This window comes from Mycolicibacterium elephantis DSM 44368 (assembly GCF_004014805.1).
Lineage (GTDB): Bacteria > Actinomycetota > Actinomycetes > Mycobacteriales > Mycobacteriaceae > Mycobacterium > Mycobacterium elephantis.
On record NZ_ATDN01000026.1, the window covers coordinates 46,327 to 61,953 of the forward strand.

The 15,627-nt window shown below is 68.0% G+C and carries 17 protein-coding genes and 1 tRNA gene; 8 read left to right on the plus strand and 10 right to left on the minus strand.

Features of this window, described 5'->3' with window-relative positions; translation table 11 throughout:
* Positions 1–17 precede the first annotated feature (17 nt).
* Together MELE44368_RS18080 and MELE44368_RS18085 are read right to left on the minus strand one after the other, a co-directional pair.
* The gene (locus tag MELE44368_RS18080; RefSeq protein WP_128109763.1) at positions 18–716 is read right to left on the minus strand and encodes a TVP38/TMEM64 family protein; all 699 of its coding nucleotides are present in this window, start codon (positions 714–716) and stop codon (positions 18–20) included.
* Positions 717–761: 45 nt separating this feature from the next.
* Positions 762–2,999, minus strand: coding sequence for a DUF1214 domain-containing protein (locus MELE44368_RS18085; RefSeq protein WP_128109764.1), 2,238 nt, complete (start codon positions 2,997–2,999; stop codon positions 762–764).
* A 151-nt stretch (positions 3,000–3,150) separates the two neighbouring features.
* On the opposite strand from MELE44368_RS18085, the gene MELE44368_RS18090 reads away from it, so the two are divergent.
* Together MELE44368_RS18090 and MELE44368_RS18095 are read left to right on the plus strand one after the other, a co-directional pair.
* A complete protein-coding gene (locus MELE44368_RS18090; RefSeq protein ID WP_046751638.1) occupies positions 3,151–3,597 on the plus strand; it encodes an SRPBCC family protein in 447 nt (148 codons plus the stop codon).
* On the plus strand, positions 3,581–4,129 hold the full coding sequence (locus MELE44368_RS18095) for a TetR/AcrR family transcriptional regulator (protein WP_064917952.1): 549 nt from the start codon (positions 3,581–3,583) through the stop codon (positions 4,127–4,129). Before MELE44368_RS18090 ends, MELE44368_RS18095 begins: the two co-directional genes overlap by 17 nt.
* Before the next feature lie 21 nt (positions 4,130–4,150).
* Here the strand turns inward: MELE44368_RS18095 and MELE44368_RS18100 are convergent, their stop codons facing one another.
* Positions 4,151–4,345: a hypothetical protein gene (locus tag MELE44368_RS18100; RefSeq protein ID WP_046751636.1), complete on the minus strand. Its 195-nt coding sequence runs from the start codon at positions 4,343–4,345 to the stop codon at positions 4,151–4,153.
* Positions 4,346–4,363: 18 nt separating this feature from the next.
* On the opposite strand from MELE44368_RS18100, the gene MELE44368_RS18105 reads away from it, so the two are divergent.
* Both MELE44368_RS18105 and MELE44368_RS18110 read left to right on the plus strand, forming a co-directional pair.
* Positions 4,364–4,723, plus strand: a complete 360-nt coding sequence (locus MELE44368_RS18105) for a DUF488 domain-containing protein (protein WP_064917953.1) — start codon at positions 4,364–4,366, stop codon at positions 4,721–4,723.
* A 59-nt stretch (positions 4,724–4,782) separates the two neighbouring features.
* On the plus strand, positions 4,783–5,403 hold the full coding sequence (locus MELE44368_RS18110) for a GNAT family N-acetyltransferase (RefSeq protein WP_064917954.1): 621 nt from the start codon (positions 4,783–4,785) through the stop codon (positions 5,401–5,403).
* A gap of 5 nt (positions 5,404–5,408) precedes the next feature.
* On the opposite strand, the gene mbtN is transcribed toward MELE44368_RS18110, so the two are convergent.
* From mbtN to MELE44368_RS18125, 3 genes are read right to left on the minus strand one after another with little or no spacing between them, the layout of a single operon-like run.
* The gene (mbtN, locus tag MELE44368_RS18115; protein WP_128109765.1) at positions 5,409–6,572 is read right to left on the minus strand and encodes a mycobactin biosynthesis acyl-ACP dehydrogenase MbtN; all 1,164 of its coding nucleotides are present in this window, start codon (positions 6,570–6,572) and stop codon (positions 5,409–5,411) included.
* Positions 6,569–8,149 carry a long-chain-fatty acid--ACP ligase MbtM gene (gene mbtM / locus MELE44368_RS18120; RefSeq protein ID WP_128109766.1) on the minus strand — a complete coding sequence of 527 codons (1,581 nt, stop codon included), beginning with the start codon at positions 8,147–8,149 and terminating at the stop codon, positions 6,569–6,571. Before mbtM ends, mbtN begins: the two co-directional genes overlap by 4 nt.
* The gene (locus tag MELE44368_RS18125; protein WP_046751631.1) at positions 8,146–8,415 is read right to left on the minus strand and encodes a mycobactin biosynthesis acyl carrier protein MbtL; all 270 of its coding nucleotides are present in this window, start codon (positions 8,413–8,415) and stop codon (positions 8,146–8,148) included. Before MELE44368_RS18125 ends, mbtM begins: the two co-directional genes overlap by 4 nt.
* A gap of 178 nt (positions 8,416–8,593) precedes the next feature.
* Here MELE44368_RS18125 and MELE44368_RS18130 point away from each other — a divergent pair, with 178 nt between their 5' ends.
* Positions 8,594–9,838, plus strand: coding sequence for an alpha/beta hydrolase (locus MELE44368_RS18130; protein ID WP_164890146.1), 1,245 nt, complete (start codon positions 8,594–8,596; stop codon positions 9,836–9,838).
* Here the strand turns inward: MELE44368_RS18130 and MELE44368_RS18135 are convergent.
* Genes MELE44368_RS18135 through crcB (MELE44368_RS18145) form a run of 3 tightly spaced genes read right to left on the minus strand, consistent with a single transcriptional unit; the run spans position 9,818 to position 11,639 of the window.
* Positions 9,818–10,879 carry a putative PII-like signaling protein gene (locus tag MELE44368_RS18135; protein WP_128109768.1) on the minus strand — a complete coding sequence of 354 codons (1,062 nt, stop codon included), beginning with the start codon at positions 10,877–10,879 and terminating at the stop codon, positions 9,818–9,820. The genes MELE44368_RS18130 and MELE44368_RS18135 overlap by 21 nt on opposite strands.
* Positions 10,876–11,244 carry a fluoride efflux transporter CrcB gene (crcB, locus tag MELE44368_RS18140; protein ID WP_128109769.1) on the minus strand — a complete coding sequence of 123 codons (369 nt, stop codon included), beginning with the start codon at positions 11,242–11,244 and terminating at the stop codon, positions 10,876–10,878. The genes MELE44368_RS18135 and crcB (MELE44368_RS18140) overlap by 4 nt, the downstream gene beginning before the upstream one ends.
* Positions 11,241–11,639 carry a fluoride efflux transporter CrcB gene (gene crcB, locus MELE44368_RS18145; protein WP_128109770.1) on the minus strand — a complete coding sequence of 133 codons (399 nt, stop codon included), beginning with the start codon at positions 11,637–11,639 and terminating at the stop codon, positions 11,241–11,243. The genes crcB (MELE44368_RS18140) and crcB (MELE44368_RS18145) overlap by 4 nt, the downstream gene beginning before the upstream one ends.
* 60 nt (positions 11,640–11,699) lie before the next feature.
* On the opposite strand from crcB (MELE44368_RS18145), the gene pgm reads away from it, so the two are divergent.
* The 3 genes from pgm to MELE44368_RS18160 all read left to right on the plus strand — a co-directional run bounded on the left by pgm (position 11,700) and on the right by MELE44368_RS18160 (position 14,724).
* Complete coding sequence (gene pgm / locus MELE44368_RS18150) at positions 11,700–13,334, plus strand: phosphoglucomutase (alpha-D-glucose-1,6-bisphosphate-dependent) (protein ID WP_128109771.1); 1,635 nt, start codon at positions 11,700–11,702, stop codon at positions 13,332–13,334.
* Between the two features lie 9 nt (positions 13,335–13,343).
* A complete protein-coding gene (locus MELE44368_RS18155; RefSeq protein ID WP_128109772.1) occupies positions 13,344–14,597 on the plus strand; it encodes an MFS transporter in 1,254 nt (417 codons plus the stop codon).
* A 54-nt stretch (positions 14,598–14,651) separates the two neighbouring features.
* Positions 14,652–14,724 (plus strand) — tRNA-Ala (locus MELE44368_RS18160).
* A 152-nt stretch (positions 14,725–14,876) separates the two neighbouring features.
* Here the strand turns inward: MELE44368_RS18160 and MELE44368_RS18165 are convergent.
* Positions 14,877–15,627 (minus strand): DUF222 domain-containing protein (locus MELE44368_RS18165; RefSeq protein ID WP_164890147.1); only part of this gene is annotated, 751 nt, incomplete at its 5' end.

Consider the following 15,627-nt stretch of genomic DNA (forward strand, 5'->3'; position numbering starts at 1 on the left):
ACAATCAAACGGCGAGGTCACCCGCTCGGCGACCGACCGCGCGTACGCCACGCCCGGTATCCCCGGTGGGTGGCGAAGGCGCCGACGATCGCCGTGACGCACCAGACCGCGACCGCCGCGTAGACCAGTGGCGACGACAGGTCGGAGATCGACGCGCCGAGCGCCGTGTAGACGAACGCGCGCGGAGCCGACCCGATGAACGCGCCGACGGCCATCTGCCACAACGGAACTCCGAACGCGCCGAACGCATAGGACGCCAGCGCGTCGGAGACGCCGGGGATGAACCGCTGCCCGACGACCGCCCAGAGCCCGCCGCGTGCGATCAGGCGGTCGAGGATGTCGGCGCGCGGCGGGCCGAGGAGGGCTCGGGCGCTGTCCCTGCCGGCCCGGCGCCCGATCAGGCTGGCGATGGTCGCCGTCCCGACCGTCGCGCCGAGCGTGACGAACACCCCGAGCACCGGCCCGAACAGCAACCCGCTGCCGGCCGCGAGAATCGGCCCGGGCACGAACAACGCGCCCAGCACCGCCGAGACGACCACATACGCCAGGGGAGCAGCGGGTCCGGTGGCGCCTACCGCGTCTCGCACCGCCTCGACGTCGATGACCCGGGCGACGGCGACCAGATAGAACAGCCCCAACAGGAATGCGACGACCGCGACGAGGCGCACTGCGTGGCGGCGCCGAGACGGGGGCGCCGGGTCATCGTTGTCGGTCATGTCGGATGCGATTGTTCCGCACCCGGCGAGCGGCCGTCGCCGCGGTCAGGGCTGCGGATAGGGCGCCCAGCGCCGGTCGTAGCCGGCCTTGCGCAATGCGAGTTGCTGGGCGCGCTCGGCTTCGGTGATGAAGTCCTCCGGCGGCAGGAGTTTCCGCAGCTCCTCGTGCGTCATGACCTGCTGGTCGACGATGCGCGGGGGATTCTCGTTGTCGGGATCGGGATCGAGATTCTGGAACCGGATCGAGATCGCGCCCTGGTTGAGGCCGCCGGTCGAAACCCAGTTCGCCGCACCGGGATCGGTCGGGGAGATGAAGAACGTGTACGTGCCGTCGTCGTTGGCGATGGCCTGCTCGTTGTTGAGGCTGGTTTGTTGATTCCAGTAGTCGTCGGTGATGGTCCAGATGTTGTAGGTCGGGACGATGAAGTACTTGGCCGTACCGGGGTCGATGGTGAGCACCAGCACTTCGTCGTCGGCAAGCTGGAAGTGGCCCGTGCTCTGCAACTGGTTGGCGAGAAACTCAGCGTTGCTGGACGGCTGGGCCAGCACGTTGGCCTCGCGAGGCTGCCCGGTCTGCGGGTCGGTACTCGCCAGCGCCATGTACTTGGCCTGCTCGTTGACGCCGCGAACGATGAGGATCGCCGCGGTGAACACCCCGCGCAGTATCGGCGGCATGAAGGGCAGCGGCGGGATCAACGACACCAGCGACGTCAAGAAGGGGTTGGTGCTGACCTGCGGGCCGAGGAAGACGAAGCCGCCGATCTGGGCGAACAGGCTGTTGGGCGGGCCGGAGACACGCTTGATCGACAGGCTCATCGGCGTCTCTTCGTTCCAGTTCCCCAGGGTGTCGCGCGCGGCGATGATCGTGGAGCCGGGCGTGAGCTGCAGATGGTTCTTGCGGCCGTTGGCCGGCTCGGTGCTCACCGTGATGACGAAGGTGCCGTCCTCGTTGATCTCGAGATCGTCGAGGGTCATGATCGTCGAAGTGGTGCCGGCCAGCCCTTCGAGCACGCTGAACGTGACGTCGGCCGGCATCCCTTCCTCGGAGAGATCGTGGAACCGGCCGGTGATCACATACGTCGACGATGCGCTGACCGGCATGAACCGATAGATCGTGTCGGGGTTGTCGTAGAGGATGCGCGAACCGGGCACGTGCTGCCCGTACCAGATGTGGGGCGGGGCGACCTGGGTGACCACCGTCGGGGTCAACGGGTTGAGCAGTTGCTGTTGAAACGCCGCGGCCATGGCGTACTCGTCGACGGCACGGTTCAGCGCGGCCAGGCTGCCCTGGTCCAGGCCGCCCGGATACTGATGCCGCGCTGCCATCCAAAAGCCAAGTCGCAAGATGCTTTTCATGAACACTACCGGCAGCGAGCGGGCAGTCTGTCTGGCGATCCGTTCGGCGGCCAGCTGCTGCGGGGTGCCCAGCGGGCTGACGGTGTCGCCCGCGAGGGTCTGCGACGTCGTCACGGTCTGCGCTGCCGGGGTGGTCGAAGAAGTGCTCGTGACGCCGATCTCGCGCCGCGCCCATGCCAGCATCGCCCACAGCGCGGCCGGCGGCTGCGGCGTAGTCGCACCGTCGGCGGCCTGCGAGCCGAAACCCAACGCGGACAAGACCGACGAGACCACTCCGTCGACGGTCGCGGCGACAGGTTCACTGACGACGGTGGGCTCGGGTGCGTCGGTGATCACGGCCGCGACGGTGTCCGCCGGTTCCGGCTCCGCCTCGACGACGGCGGCGTCAGCCGCTGCCGTCATCGGCGGTTGCTGGTCGTCGCTCGGCTCGATGGCGCGCGAAAGCGCGTTCACGACCGGCGATAGCGCCTGAACCGCGTCGAAATCGGTTGCGTCGTCGGTTTCGTCACCGCCCTCGCGGTCGCCGTCGGGATCCAGGGTCTTGGCCGCGTCGGCATCCTCGTCCTCGACCTCGTCGTCGGAGTCCTGGACCGGGGACTCGTCCGAGTTCGACGGCGTCGGCTGTTCATCCTCGTCGTCCTCGCCGATGAGATCGTCATCGTCATCGACGGGATCGTCTTCGTCCTGGATGGAATCGCCGGTGTCTTCGTCGGTGTCATCGGCGACCTGCGTGTCATCGTTCGACGGCGTGGCGTCGGAACCGACGGCCGATTCCGACACCGAGGAGCTGGTGGCGTCGGCGCCGTCGGAGCTGCCGCCCTCGGCGACGGCGACGCCGGGGCAGTTGGCGACGGCGACCCCGATCCCCAGCGCGACGGCCAGCCCACCGACCCTTCCGATGAATCGTCCGTAGGTGTTCGCAGTCATCGTCAACGAAGGCGTCCTTCCGTCAATCCTCGAACGAGGCAGCCACTGGTCTGACCGTATGGGCGACCGACACCTTCTGCACGCACTTTCGACGGTTCTGTTTGCTGCACGGGCCTTCCACGAACCCGACAATTCATGTACCGTTTGGTACATGATTACCGATTGCGCCATCGAGATCGACGCGCCTGCCGACGTGGTCTGGGAGGTGTTCAGCGACGTCGAACGCTGGCCCGAGTGGACCGCTTCGGTCACCAGACTCATCGCGTTGGACGATGCGGAGCTCGCCGTCGGCAGGCGGTTCGAGCTCAAGCAACCCCGCATGCCCAAGCTGGTGTGGGTGGTGACCGAGCTGCGGCCCGGCAGCGGGTGGAGTTGGGAGCAACGGTCGCCCGGAGGGGTGACGGTGGCGCGCCACGACGTCGTCCCCATATCCGACGGGCGTACCAAGGTGCGTCAGCAGATCGACCAACGCGGTCCCGTCGGCGTCGCGGTCGGCGTGCTCATGCACCGGATGACCAAGCGCTACCTGGACTTGGAGGCCGCCGGCTTGAAGGCCCGAAGCGAGCAGCTCCACCGCCTCGATGGCCCGGCCTCCTGACGTCGAGCGTCGGCAGGAGCTGCTCGACGCGATGGTCGCCGAGTTCGCGCGGGCCGGAATCGGGGATCGTTCGCTGCGGGAGGTAGCCGCGGCCATCGGCACCAGTCACCGTATGCTGCTGCACCACTTCGGATCTCGCGACGAACTGCTGTTGTCGATCGTCGAGGAGGTCGAACGGCGGCAGATGGCGCTGCTCAGTGAGCTACCGCCCGAGCCGGATCGGGCGATCGTCGCGATGTGGACGAACCTGCGCAGGCCGGAATTACGTCCCTTCGAGCGTCTCTTCTTCGAGTGCTATGCGCGCGGCGTGCAAGGCGAGCAGCCGTTCGCCAGGATGCTGCCCGGTGCCGTGGACGCCTGGTTGGCCCGCGCCGCGAGTAGCGCACCGGGGTTCGATCCGGCGTTGACACGGCTCGGGCTGGCCGTCGCCCGAGGACTGCTGTTGGACCTGGTGGCCACCGATGACGTCGAAGCTGTCGACGCGGCGGCCAACGCGTTCGCCGACCTGGTTCGCCGGTCCGGTCCGGTGTGACTGGGGAGTGTGATGGTTCGGTCACTCCTCGCTGCTGCGGCGATCGCCGATGAAATCCAGCAGGCGGGGGTCATCGGATGTGAACCGGTCGGCCTCCTCCCCGCCGTCGCAGCGCAACAACGCCACCGTGACCGACCCGTCGCGGCGCGACACGACCTCCCACACCGCGCCCGCGTCCTGCCAACGCTGAAGTTCTGCGACCCGATCGTTGTCCATCGTCCTACCATCCCACGCATGAGCAGGCGCCCGACCATCACGCTCGCGCGGGTGTACGACGACCCCGCCCCCGAGGAGGGGGAGCGGGTGCTCGTCGACCGGCTCTGGCCGCGCGGCATGCGAAAGAACGACCCCAGGGTCGGCCGTTGGTTACCGGCGGTGGCCCCCTCGACCGAGCTGCGGCGCTGGTACTCGCACAAGCGTGAGCGCTTCGACGAGTTCGCCACCCGCTACGCGGCAGAGCTCGAATCCGGCGATGGCGCTGAGGCGCTCGCCGAGTTGCGCGCTTTGGCGCGCAAGAAGCCGGTCGTGCTGGTGACCGCGTCACGGGATCTGGACATCAGCCAGGCGGCGGTCCTGCGCGAGCTGCTGTCCTGAGAAAGCCGCTCGCACGTAGGTAAAGCTTGCCTAACTTGTTGCGGTAGGGTGGCGGTTCGATGACCGACATGAAAGAGGTGCCGAGCCCCGTTCTGCCGCGCGAGCTGACCAACGTTCCCGACGAGGTGCGCGCGGTGGCAGCGCCGTCTGTTCCGCTCGTCGCCGAGCCCTACGCCGCACGTCTCGTCGATCCCGACACCGATGCGGAGATGATCTCGGAGTGGATGAACCGTCCGCACCTGGTCGAAACCTGGGAGTACGACTGGCCGCCTGCCCGGTGGCACCGGTACTTGACCGCGCAGCTGGAAGGTCAGTACTCGCGCCCGCTGCTCGGCTACTTTCGCGGCAAACCGTTCGGTTACATCGAGCTCTACCGGGCGGCAAAGGATTCCATCGCCACCCGGTATGCCGCCGATCCGCACGACATCGGTTTGCACGCCGCGATCGCCGATCTGAGGTTCGTCAACCGCGGAATCGCGCCGATCGTGCTGCCGCGCATCGTCGCGGGCATCTTCGAGATGGAACCGCAGTGTCATCGCATCATGTTCGACCCCGATCACCGCAACACCGGTGCGCGACGGCTGTGCGAGTACGCGGGATGCGAGTTCCTCGGCGAGCACGATATGCCCAACCGCCGCATGGCCCTTTATGCGTTGCCGCGCAGCCAGGATGCCGGCTAGCAGTTCTACGGCAGCTGGTTGAACTCGGCGTAGCCGTCGTAGTCGGGCTTCATCGCCGCGGCGACCAGCTCCCACAACACTTCGTCGGTTCCGCCGCCGACCCGCGCCAGTTTCATGTCGCGCCACCACTTTCCGAGGGGTGTCTCATCGAGGAGATAGCCCGAGCCGCCGAAGATGTGCATGCACTCCGAGAGCACCTCCTCGCCGAGGCGCGCGGCGTTGACCTTGATGGCGGCGGCCGCGCGCAGGTCGAGCCTTCCGGTGGCGGCAATCCCGTCGAGGGCGTACCGCAGCATGTCCACCCGTGCCTGCAGGTCGGCCATCCGCATGCGCAGGGCCTGATGCTCGTAGAGCGTGTGGCCGAACTGCCTGCGATTCATCATGCGGGCCAGGGTGATTCCCAACACCCGCTGACACGACGACGACACCTGACCCGCGATGGACAGACGTTCGTGGGCCAAGCCCCAGGAGATCGCCGCCAGCCCGGTACCGGCGCGAGCGACCAGCGCGTCGGCGGGCACCCAGGTGTCGATGTGTACCGCGGCGGTGTCCAGCGGCCCGGCGCCCACCTTGCGGTAGGGCGTCTGCACCTCGCACTGCGCGAGCGGTACGGCGATGACGACCACGCTGCCGTGCCTGCTGTTCGGGTCGTGGTCCACGCTACGGGCGACCACCATCACGTGATCGGCGATCGGCGACAGCGAGACGAACTTCTTGATGCCCTTCACCTCGAAACCGTCTCGCACCGAACGCACTTCGGTCCCGACGATCTGGAGGTCCGAGCCTCCGGACTGCTCGGAGGCGCCGATGCACAGTACCGCCTCGCCGCGGATGGCCCGCTCGGTGATGTCGCGCAGGTAGTCCGACTTTCCGAACCGGCGCAGGATCGCGATCGCCGAGTCGTGGAGGCTGACACCGACGGCGATGCCGGCCGAGCCCAGCCGGCCCAGCGCCTGGGCCAGCGCGATGATCTTGGCGACGTCCGGCTGGGGACCGTTGGACCACTTGTGTGCGAACACGCCTGCGTCGCCGAGGTATTCGATGAGCTTGCGGGGAAAGCGTTCGGTCGCCTCGGCCTCGGCGGTCCAGGCAATGACCCGATCGTCGAACACCCGATCGAGTAGCTCGGAGTAATCCGCCGTCACCGGCGCGTCCGCGGTTGCGGTCATCGGTTGGCACCTTCCAGCGTTCGTTTGACTTCCAAACGGCGCAACTTGCCCGACGAGGTGCGGGGCAGTGCACCGGGTTTCACCAGCACCACATCTGCGGGCACCACGCCGCACTGCGCCGCGACACGCGCCACCACGGCGCTGCGCGCGGCCGGTGCGTCGTCGCCCTTGAACTCCGCGGCGATGACCAGCCCCGGCCGCGAGGAGGCCTCACCCGTGCCGATCGCCACCACACAGCCGTCGCGCACGCCGTCGATCTCACCTGCGATGCGCTCGATCTCGGTGGGGAACAGGTTGCGGCCGGCTACCGTGATGAGCTCTTTGGCGCGGCCGCAGACCACCAGTCCGTCGTCGGTCAGGTAGCCGAGATCCCCGGTGGGCAGCCATTCTCCCGGATCGATCGCAGCGTGGCCGAGGTAGCCCGTCATGAGCGAGCTGCCTCGCACCTCGACCTCGCCGACCTCACGCCCGCTCACGTCGGTGGTGTGTGCTTGTTCGGCATTGCAGCGGACCTCCATACCGGCAATGGGATGACCCAGCACCGCGTAGCGGCGGACGGCCTCGCTCGCGCCGGCCGTGACGGCCACCTCGTCGACCCGAAGACCGGTGAGCGGCTCGGGAATGGTTACCGCGCAGGTGGATTCGGCCAATCCGTAGGAGGGTGCGAGAGAAGCCGGGTCGAAGCCGAAGCGCCCCATCTCGGTGGCGAAGCGTTGGTAACCCTCGCAGTCGACGGGTTCACCCCCGTTGAGGACGAAGCGGAGGTTGCCGAGGTCGAAGCCGGACAGGCTGCCCCCGTACTTGCCGATCAGGTTGTATGCCATGTTCGGCGCCGCGGTGACATCGGCCCGACTCTCGGTGAGCCACTTGAGCCAGCTGAACGGCGAACCGGCGAAGGCCCGCGTCGGCGCTTGCCACAGCTCGGCCCGGCCCAACATGGCCACCAGGACGAACGTGAGGCCCATGTCGTGATAGATCGGCAGCCAGCTGTGCAGCCGACTGCGCTGATCGACGCCGACCCTGCCGACCAGTCCACGCAGGTTGGCCAGCGAAGCCGCAGGCGAAATCTGTGCTGTGCGAGGCGTTCCCGTCGAGCCGGCGGTGCCCTGCAGGATCGCGACCTCGGCACGATCCGGGCCCTGATAGGTGGTCGAGCGGCGCGGGTGCGCGACCTGCCCGAGATCGTGCACGACGGGTGCGTCGGTGTGCTTGCGCAACAGGGTCAGCTCGGCGCCGTGGCCGAACACGGTGGTGACGCCGATGGAGCGAAAGCGCTCGAGGGTGCTCACGGCCCACTGGTCGGGGTCGGCACGCCGGATCGGCCCGGGCAGGACCGAGATCGCGGCGCCTGCGAGGAAGGCCCCCGGGATCGCCGCGATGAACTCCACCGTCGGATCACCGACGAGGCCGACCGTCGCGGCCCGGTCGTCGGAGATGCGCTCGGCGACGTTTTCGGCACGCGCGTACACCTCGGGCCACGGGTGGCGAGCCCAGTCGCCGCTGTCGGTGTCCAGCACCGCGACACCGGTCGAGGCGTCCCTCATGGCCGCCGTGAGCGCCGCGGCTAGTTCAGTCACGAATTCGACTGCGCGGCAGGTACCTTCGCGAGGATCGCCGCTTCGAGATCGCCGACGGTGTCGCAGCTGAGCAGGTCTTCCTCTTCAAGCGCCACGCCGAGGCGGTCCTCGATCGCCACCATTCCGACCGCGAAGGCGACCGAGTCCAGGCCGACGTCGTCGATCAGGCGGGATTCGCGGGTGACCCGGCTGATGTCGACGTTCATGTCGTCGCGCAGGATTTCGGTGAGCGCGGCGCTTACTGCTTCTGGAGTTGAGGGCTTCACGGCGAGCGACGGTACACCGCCGAATCGGGTAAGGCTAGGCTTACCTCCACCGGTATCGCCTACCCTTTTCGGCGGAAAGGGGTGATCCGTTATCGGTTCGAGTCGATCGACGTCGAGGTATCTGCGTTGGCTGTTGCGGGGCGCCGCGACGGTCGTCATCGTCGCCGCCAGTTGGTGCGTGGCGATCGTCGCGGCCGCCGTCGCCGCGGTGTGGCTGGCCGACGTCCGGATCCTGGCGGCTGTGGCGCTTGCCGTCTGTCTGGTCGTCGCTTGGGTAGGGGCGTGGTACACCGGCCGCCGCCTCGATCGGCGGCAGAGCTACGCGGTGGTCACGGCGGTGGCGAGCGTGCTGGTCTTCGCGGTCGCCGCCGCGACGATCGTTGCGCGTCCGTTGCCGAGCGACCCACGGGCGGACCAGCCCAGCGCCGCGCCCGAGGACGTCCGTTACTGGGATCTGACCACCGGATCACAGCTGGCCTACCGGCATCTGCGGGCCACCGGCGCCGCACGACCCACCCCGGTAATTTTCGTCGGCGGCGGACCGGGCGAAGCGGTCGTGAACAATCCGGCGAAGGCCGACCCCTACCGCGAACTGACCCGTCTCGGTTACGACGTCTACCTCTACGACCAGATTGGCGCCGGCCTGTCGGCGCGGCTCAGCAACCCGGCCGACTACACCGTCGATCGCCATGTCGCCGACCTCGAGGCGATCCGTAGGGCACTCGGCGCCGACCAGTTGACCCTGATCGGCGCATCCTGGGGCGGCAGCTTGGTGGCCAGTTATCTGGCGGCCCACCCCACCCGGGTCGCGAAGGCCGTCCTGACGTCTCCCGCACCGATGGACTACGCGCGATGGCCCGACGCCGGAGACATCGCCGCCCACCTGCCCGACGCGCAGCGGCAACGGGCGGAAGATCTGATGCCCGGCAACCCCCGATTCATCACCTGGTACGGGCTGGGCATCGTCAATCCGGTTGCGGCGCACAACTTTATCCCGGACGACGAGGCAGATGCCTTCTTCGACACGTTCCTGAACATCGTCCGGCCCGCGACCGTGTGCGATCCGGACAACCTCTCCGACGTCTACGAAACCGGAAACGGGCTGTATGCCAACGTGTTCACCACCCGCGACGCGGCATCAGGGGCCCAATCGCACGTGCAAGCACAACTCGAGACCAGTCCGACCCCGGCGATGATCATCACCGGCGAATGCAACTACATCCCGTGGGCGCCGACCGCCGAGTACGCGACCACGCTGCCCAACGCGACCCTGTTATGCCTGCCGAACGCAGGACACGCCGTCGAACTCGATCGACCCGACCTCTATCGCCGGGTGGTCCAGGACTTCCTGCTCGACCAGCCGCCGGCCATACCGGCCACCCCGCCGACCCAGCCGTGTACGTCAGAGGTTGTGCCGGGCTAACCGCGTGCCGCCCAGTCGATCGCCGTCGTCGATGGACACCGCGGCAGGAACCACCTCGCTGGTGACCAGGCCGTGTTCGGCGGTCACCTCGTCGACGATGGCGAAGCAGGCGGCGATCCGCTCGGGCGCGTCGACGATCACGGTGCTCACCGGGACCTGGCGGGCCAGCTGAATCAGCTTGTCGCCGTGCGGTTTGTGATCGCCGTGGAAACCCCAGATGCCGCGCAGCGCGGTCGCGCCGCTCACCGCCGCGGAGTCATGCAGGCGCCGCACGAGCGCGCGGTGGATCGGCACGCCGTCGTACAGCGTGGCCTCCGACGTGCGGATGGTCAGCTTCTGCGACAGTGGCAGCCCGTGCTCGTCGGCGGGCGGCAAGACTGTCGGGCGTGCCAGAAGCCTGCCGTCGCGTTTACACAGCTGCGCTCGCTCCACCGTCATCACCGGATCGTCCAGTACCGCGCGCAACGCCGACATCGCGTCGTCAACCAGCGTGGCCTCGCCGGTCGCGGTGATCATTATCGGAACGTGGCGGTTGCGACTGAAGAACCGGGCCTGCTGGCGTCGTCCCAGGCGGGTGCCGTCGACACCGAGAAATGCTGTGGCGCTGGCGAATCCATGCCGGTATAGGATGTCGCACGCAGCGCGGTGGGCCGGCTGTCGTGCCGCCTTGTCGTAGCGGCCGACGTATACGGTCAGCGTCACGGTCTCGGCCGTCGTCGCATCGAACCGGTCGGCGGGGCGGACGCGCTCGAGGGTGACCAGGCCGTTCGTCGTCATCGCGACCGCCTGCTGCGCGAGGCCCTCCATCTTGTGCGCGGTGTCGACCGCGGTGACGACGATGGGCGGATCCTCGGAGAGGCTCAGCGAACGGTCGGTGCGCAGGTGATGACGCGGGCCGAAGCTGGCGATACCGCGCAGCACCACGCTGACCGCGACGGCGGCGTCGGCGTACAGCTCGGCAAGCGCCTCGGCGAGAAATCGGTGTTCGGCCCGGTGGCGTTCACCGAAGTAGCAGGTGAGCTTGACGTAATCGTCGGTCACAGGCGCATCCCCAGCCACAGACCGCACGCCGCCGCGGCAAGGCCCAGTGCGACGCTGACACCGATATTGGCCACCGCGGGCCAGAACTGGCGCTCCTCGCTGAGCCGGTGCGTCTCCAGCATCCACGTGGAGAACGTCGTGTAGGAGCCGACGAACGCGGTGCCCGCCAGCAACGCCATGTGAGGGCTGAGCGCCATGCCGGCCAGAATGCCGAGAAGCAGCGCACCGCTGATGTTGACGACCAGCGTGCCGTAGGGGAATGCGCCGCCGCTGCGTTTCGACACCGTGCGGTCGACCAGGAAGCGCAGCACCGCCCCGAGGCCGCCGATCAGTGGGACGGTGGCCCACACCGCGACCGTCGTCATCCGCGCACCCGAACGTGGCGCACCAGGGCGGTGGCGATGTAGAGGGCGAGCAGTCCCACGGCGATGCTCGCCGCGAGGTAGCCGGCGGCCAGCGTGTAGTGGCGGTGCTCGAGCATCTTGAGGGTTTCGACCTGCATGGTCGAGAACGTGGTCAGGCCGCCGCACAGCCCGGTGCCCAGCAGCGGGCGGCGGTAACTGGACACAGGCAAGCGTTCGAGCAGCCGGGTGGTGAAGTAGCCCAACAGAAATGCGCCGACGATGTTGGCGACGAACGTCGGCCACGGCCAGTGTCCCGGGTCGGGTGCGGCGAACGCCTCGAGTGCCGCGCGGGCGACGGTGCCCAGCGCTCCGCCCACGAACACCGCCACGAGTTCGCGGACGTCGTAACCGGGCACATCGCAAAGTATGGCGGTACCGCCGGGCATCACGTGTCGGTGTGGAGCACAATCGGGTCCATGGCCGCCAATCCACGAGCCGGTCAGCCGGCGCAGCCCGAAGACCTCATCGACGTCGCTGCGGTGGTCACCGCGTACTACACGACGGAACCGGACCCGGACAATCCCGACCAACAGGTGGCGTTCGGCACGTCCGGGCACCGCGGGTCGAGCCTGGACGCGTCGTTCAACGAGGCGCACATCCTGGCGACCACGCAGGCGATCGTGGAATATCGCGCCGCACAGGGCACCACCGGCCCGCTGTTCGTCGGGCGTGACACGCATGCGCTGTCCGAACCGGCGTGGGAGTCGGCGCTGGAGGTGCTGGTCGCCAACGACGTTGTGACGATGATCGACTCGGCCGACCGCTACACCCCGACGCCCGCGGTCAGCCACGCGATCCTGACCTACAACCGCGGCCGCACCGACGCCCTGGCCGACGGCATCGTCGTCACCCCGTCGCACAACCCACCTCGCGACGGCGGCTTCAAGTACAACCCGCCCAACGGCGGTCCCGCCGACACCGATGCCACCGGGGCGATCGCCAAACGCGCCAACGAACTGCTGGCCGGGCGGCTCAAGGAGGTGCGCAGGATTCCGATGTCCCAGGCGATGAGCCGCGTGAAACGTCACGACTACCTCAACACCTACGTCGACGACCTCACCACCGTCGTCGACATGCACGCGATCAGCGCGGAGGGCATCCGCATCGGCGCCGACCCGCTCGGTGGCGCCAGCGTCGACTACTGGGGTGCGATCGCCGAGCGGCACAAGCTCGACCTCACGGTGGTGCATCCGTACGTGGACCCGACGTGGGCGTTCATGACGCTGGACACCGACGGCAAGATCCGGATGGACTGCAGCTCACCCAACGCGATGGCGCCGCTGGTGGCCAACCGCGACGTGTATCAGATCGCCACCGGCAACGACCCAGACGCCGACCGGCACGGCATCGTCACACCCGACGCGGGCCTGCTCAACCCGAACCACTACCTCGCGGTGGCGATCGACTACCTCTATACGCACCGGGCCGACTGGCCCACAGCGACGGCGGTGGGCAAGACCGCGGTCAGCTCCTCGATCATCGACCGGGTGGTCGCCGGCCTGGAGCGCAAACTGGTCGAGGTGCCGGTCGGCTTCAAGTGGTTTGTCGACGGATTACTCAGCGGCGCAATCGGTTTCGGTGGTGAGGAGAGTGCAGGCGCGTCGTTCCTGCGGCGCGACGGAACGGTGTGGACCACCGACAAGGACGGCATCATCCTGGCCCTGCTGGCCTCTGAGATCCTCGCGGTCACCGGCTCCACGCCGTCACAGCGCTATACGGCGCTCGCCGAAAAGTACGGCGCGCCAACGTATGCCCGCGTCGAAGCGCCTGCGGATCGCGAACAGAAGGCACGGCTGGCGAAGTTGTCGCCCGAGCAGGTCACAGCCACCGAGCTGGCGGGTGAACCGATCACCGCCAAACTGACCGCTGCACCGGGCAACGGCGCGCCGCTGGGTGGTCTGAAGGTGACGACGGAGAACGCCTGGTTCGCCGCGCGCCCGTCGGGCACCGAGGACGTCTACAAGATCTACGCCGAATCGTTCCGCGGGTCCGAGCACCTGGCGGAGGTGCAGGAAGCTGCCAAGGAAGTGGTCAGTAAGGTCGTCAAATAAAGTCGGCGTGTGAGTTTTTCCGCGCCGGGCGCGCGCACCAAGGAGCGGCTGCCCGGCGAAGTCTGGGTGCTGATCGCCTCGAACGCCGTGATCGCGGTGGGCTACGGGGTGGTGTCGCCGGTGCTGCCGGAGTACGCCCGCCACTTCGGAGTGGGGATCGGCGCGGCGACGTTCGTCATCACCGCCTTTGCCGTGATGAGGCTGTGCTTCGCTCCCGCGGCTGGTCAGCTGGTGCAAAGGCTGGGGGAGCGGCGCATCTACGTCAGCGGACTGCTGATCGTGGCGCTGTCGACGGGTGCGTGCGCGTTCGCGCAGACCTATTGGCAGCTGCTGCTGTTTCGGTCGCTGGGTGGGATCGGCTCGACCATGTTCTTCATCTCCGCGCTGGGGCTGATGATCCGGATGAGCCCACCCGACGCCCGTGGGCGGGTGGCCGGCATGTTCTCCTCGGCGTTTCTGGTCGGCTCGGTGGGCGGCCCCGTGCTGGGCAGCCTGACCGCCGGATTCGGGCTGTCCGCGCCGTTTCTGATCTACGGCGCGGCGTTGACGATCGCGGCGGCGGTGGTGTTCATCAGCCTGCGGCACTCGTCGCTGGCCGCGCCCGAGGCGGACACCCAGGTCAAGGTGACGTTCGGCCAGGCGTTCCGCAACGGGGCGTACCGCGCCGCGCTGCTGTCGAACTTCGCGACCGGATGGTCGGCGTTCGGGCTGCGCATCGCGCTGGTGCCGCTGTTCGTCGTCGAGGTACTCGACCGCGGCGTCGGCACGGCGGGGCTGGCGCTGGCGACGTTCGCGATCGGCAACGTGCTCGCCGTCATCCCCAGCGGGCATCTGTCGGACCGGGTGGGACGGCGGATCCTGCTGATCGTCGGGCTGACGGCGGCGGGTGCGGCCACGATCGCGGTCGGTTTCAGCGACAACCTGACGGTGTTCTTGGTTACGGCGCTGCTCGCCGGCGCGGCGACCGGAATGTTCACCTCGCCCCAGCAGGCCGCCGTGGCCGACGTGATCGGCAACAAGGCGCGCGGCGGCACCGCGCTGGCGGCGTTCCAGATGATGGCCGACCTCGGTTCGATCGTGGGTTCGCTGCTGGTGGGGCTGATCGCCCAGCACCTGTCGTTCGAGTGGTCGTTCGTGATCAGCGGGGCGATTCTGCTGGCCGCGGCGGTCGGGTGGCTGTTCGCACCTGAGACCCGGCGGCCATCGGCAGAACACACACCGGCGCGACCGCTCGGCCCCGAAGCCGCAGGAGAGCTGCCGTGACCGGCCATTTTGAACGGTAACCTGGCAGTGGTGTAACTTCGATGGGCACGACACGGGGCTATGGCGCAGCTGGTAGCGCACCACACTGGCAGTGTGGGGGTCAGGGGTTCGAGTCCCCTTAGCTCCACTTCTCAGAAGCCCGCTTCGGCCGTTGGTTGGGGCGGGTTTTGTCGTTTCGTGGGGCGTTGGCGCCGTGGCGTCTTGGCGTCCGTTCGTGTGGGCGTGTTGGTGTCGGCGCCGTCGAATGTGTCGTGGCGCTGTGATGTTTGGCGCGGGCGGTCAGGCCGCCTGGTCTCCTGGGGGTGCCGGGCCGCCGGGTTCGTCGGCTTGGTTGATTGATGCCGCGGCATCCGAGTCACTTTCGGTGACTTGTTCTTCGTCGGTGGGTTCGTTTGCGGTGACTTGGTTGTCGGGTTGGTCGTGGGGTCGGAGGAGGCGTTCGGGTCGGTGGTAGTAGTTGAGTCGGGCTTGGCCGGTGTCGAGGTCAGGTGGTGGGAGCCATTCGACTTCGCAGTGGTTGTTCATGCGGGTGTTCCAGCCGCCGTTGCGGTCGACGCTGCGGTTGTCGGGTCCGCAGGCTAGTCCGAGTTCGTCGATGTTGGTGTTGGCGCCGTCGGTCCAGTCGGCCTCCACGTGATGGGCTTGGCAGCCGTAGGCGCCGACGGTGCAGCAGGGTTTGGTGCATCCGCCGTCGCGGGCGATCAGCATGATCCGTTGTGCGGGGGTGGCGGTGCGTCTGGCGCGAAACAGATCCAGGGCTTTTCCGGTGGTTTTGTCGAAGACGGCCAGGTAGTGGTTGGCGTGGGCGGCCAGCCGGATCACCTCGGTGATCGGCATGGCGGTGCCGCCGCCGGTGGTGCCGACCCCGGCGCGAGACTCCAGGTCCTGCAGGGTGGTTCGGATGATGATCGACACCGGCAGCCCGTTGAGTTGGCCGAGTTCACCGCTCATCAACGCGATGCGCCCCACGGCGAGCAGCGCGTCGTGCTGACGCTGGGCCAGGCTGCGGTGATCGTTGTCGATCTGGGCT

Excerpts from the sequence above, each read along its gene's own strand:
- MELE44368_RS18090 (WP_046751638.1), top strand. The coding sequence starts at position 3,151 with ATGATTACCGATTGCGCCATCGAGATCGACGCGCCTGCCGACGTGGTC.
- MELE44368_RS18100 (WP_046751636.1), bottom strand. The coding sequence starts at position 4,345 with ATGGACAACGATCGGGTCGCAGAACTTCAGCGTTGGCAGGACGCGGGC.
- crcB (WP_128109769.1), bottom strand. The coding sequence starts at position 11,244 with ATGACGACGGTCGCGGTGTGGGCCACCGTCCCACTGATCGGCGGCCTC.
- MELE44368_RS18095 (WP_064917952.1), top strand. The coding sequence starts at position 3,581 with ATGGCCCGGCCTCCTGACGTCGAGCGTCGGCAGGAGCTGCTCGACGCG.
- MELE44368_RS18105 (WP_064917953.1), top strand. The coding sequence starts at position 4,364 with ATGAGCAGGCGCCCGACCATCACGCTCGCGCGGGTGTACGACGACCCC.
- MELE44368_RS18110 (WP_064917954.1), top strand. The coding sequence starts at position 4,783 with ATGACCGACATGAAAGAGGTGCCGAGCCCCGTTCTGCCGCGCGAGCTG.
- mbtN (WP_128109765.1), bottom strand. The coding sequence starts at position 6,572 with ATGACCGCAACCGCGGACGCGCCGGTGACGGCGGATTACTCCGAGCTA.
- MELE44368_RS18080 (WP_128109763.1), bottom strand. The coding sequence starts at position 716 with ATGACCGACAACGATGACCCGGCGCCCCCGTCTCGGCGCCGCCACGCA.
- MELE44368_RS18085 (WP_128109764.1), bottom strand. The coding sequence starts at position 2,999 with ATGACTGCGAACACCTACGGACGATTCATCGGAAGGGTCGGTGGGCTG.
- pgm (WP_128109771.1), top strand. The coding sequence starts at position 11,700 with ATGGCCGCCAATCCACGAGCCGGTCAGCCGGCGCAGCCCGAAGACCTC.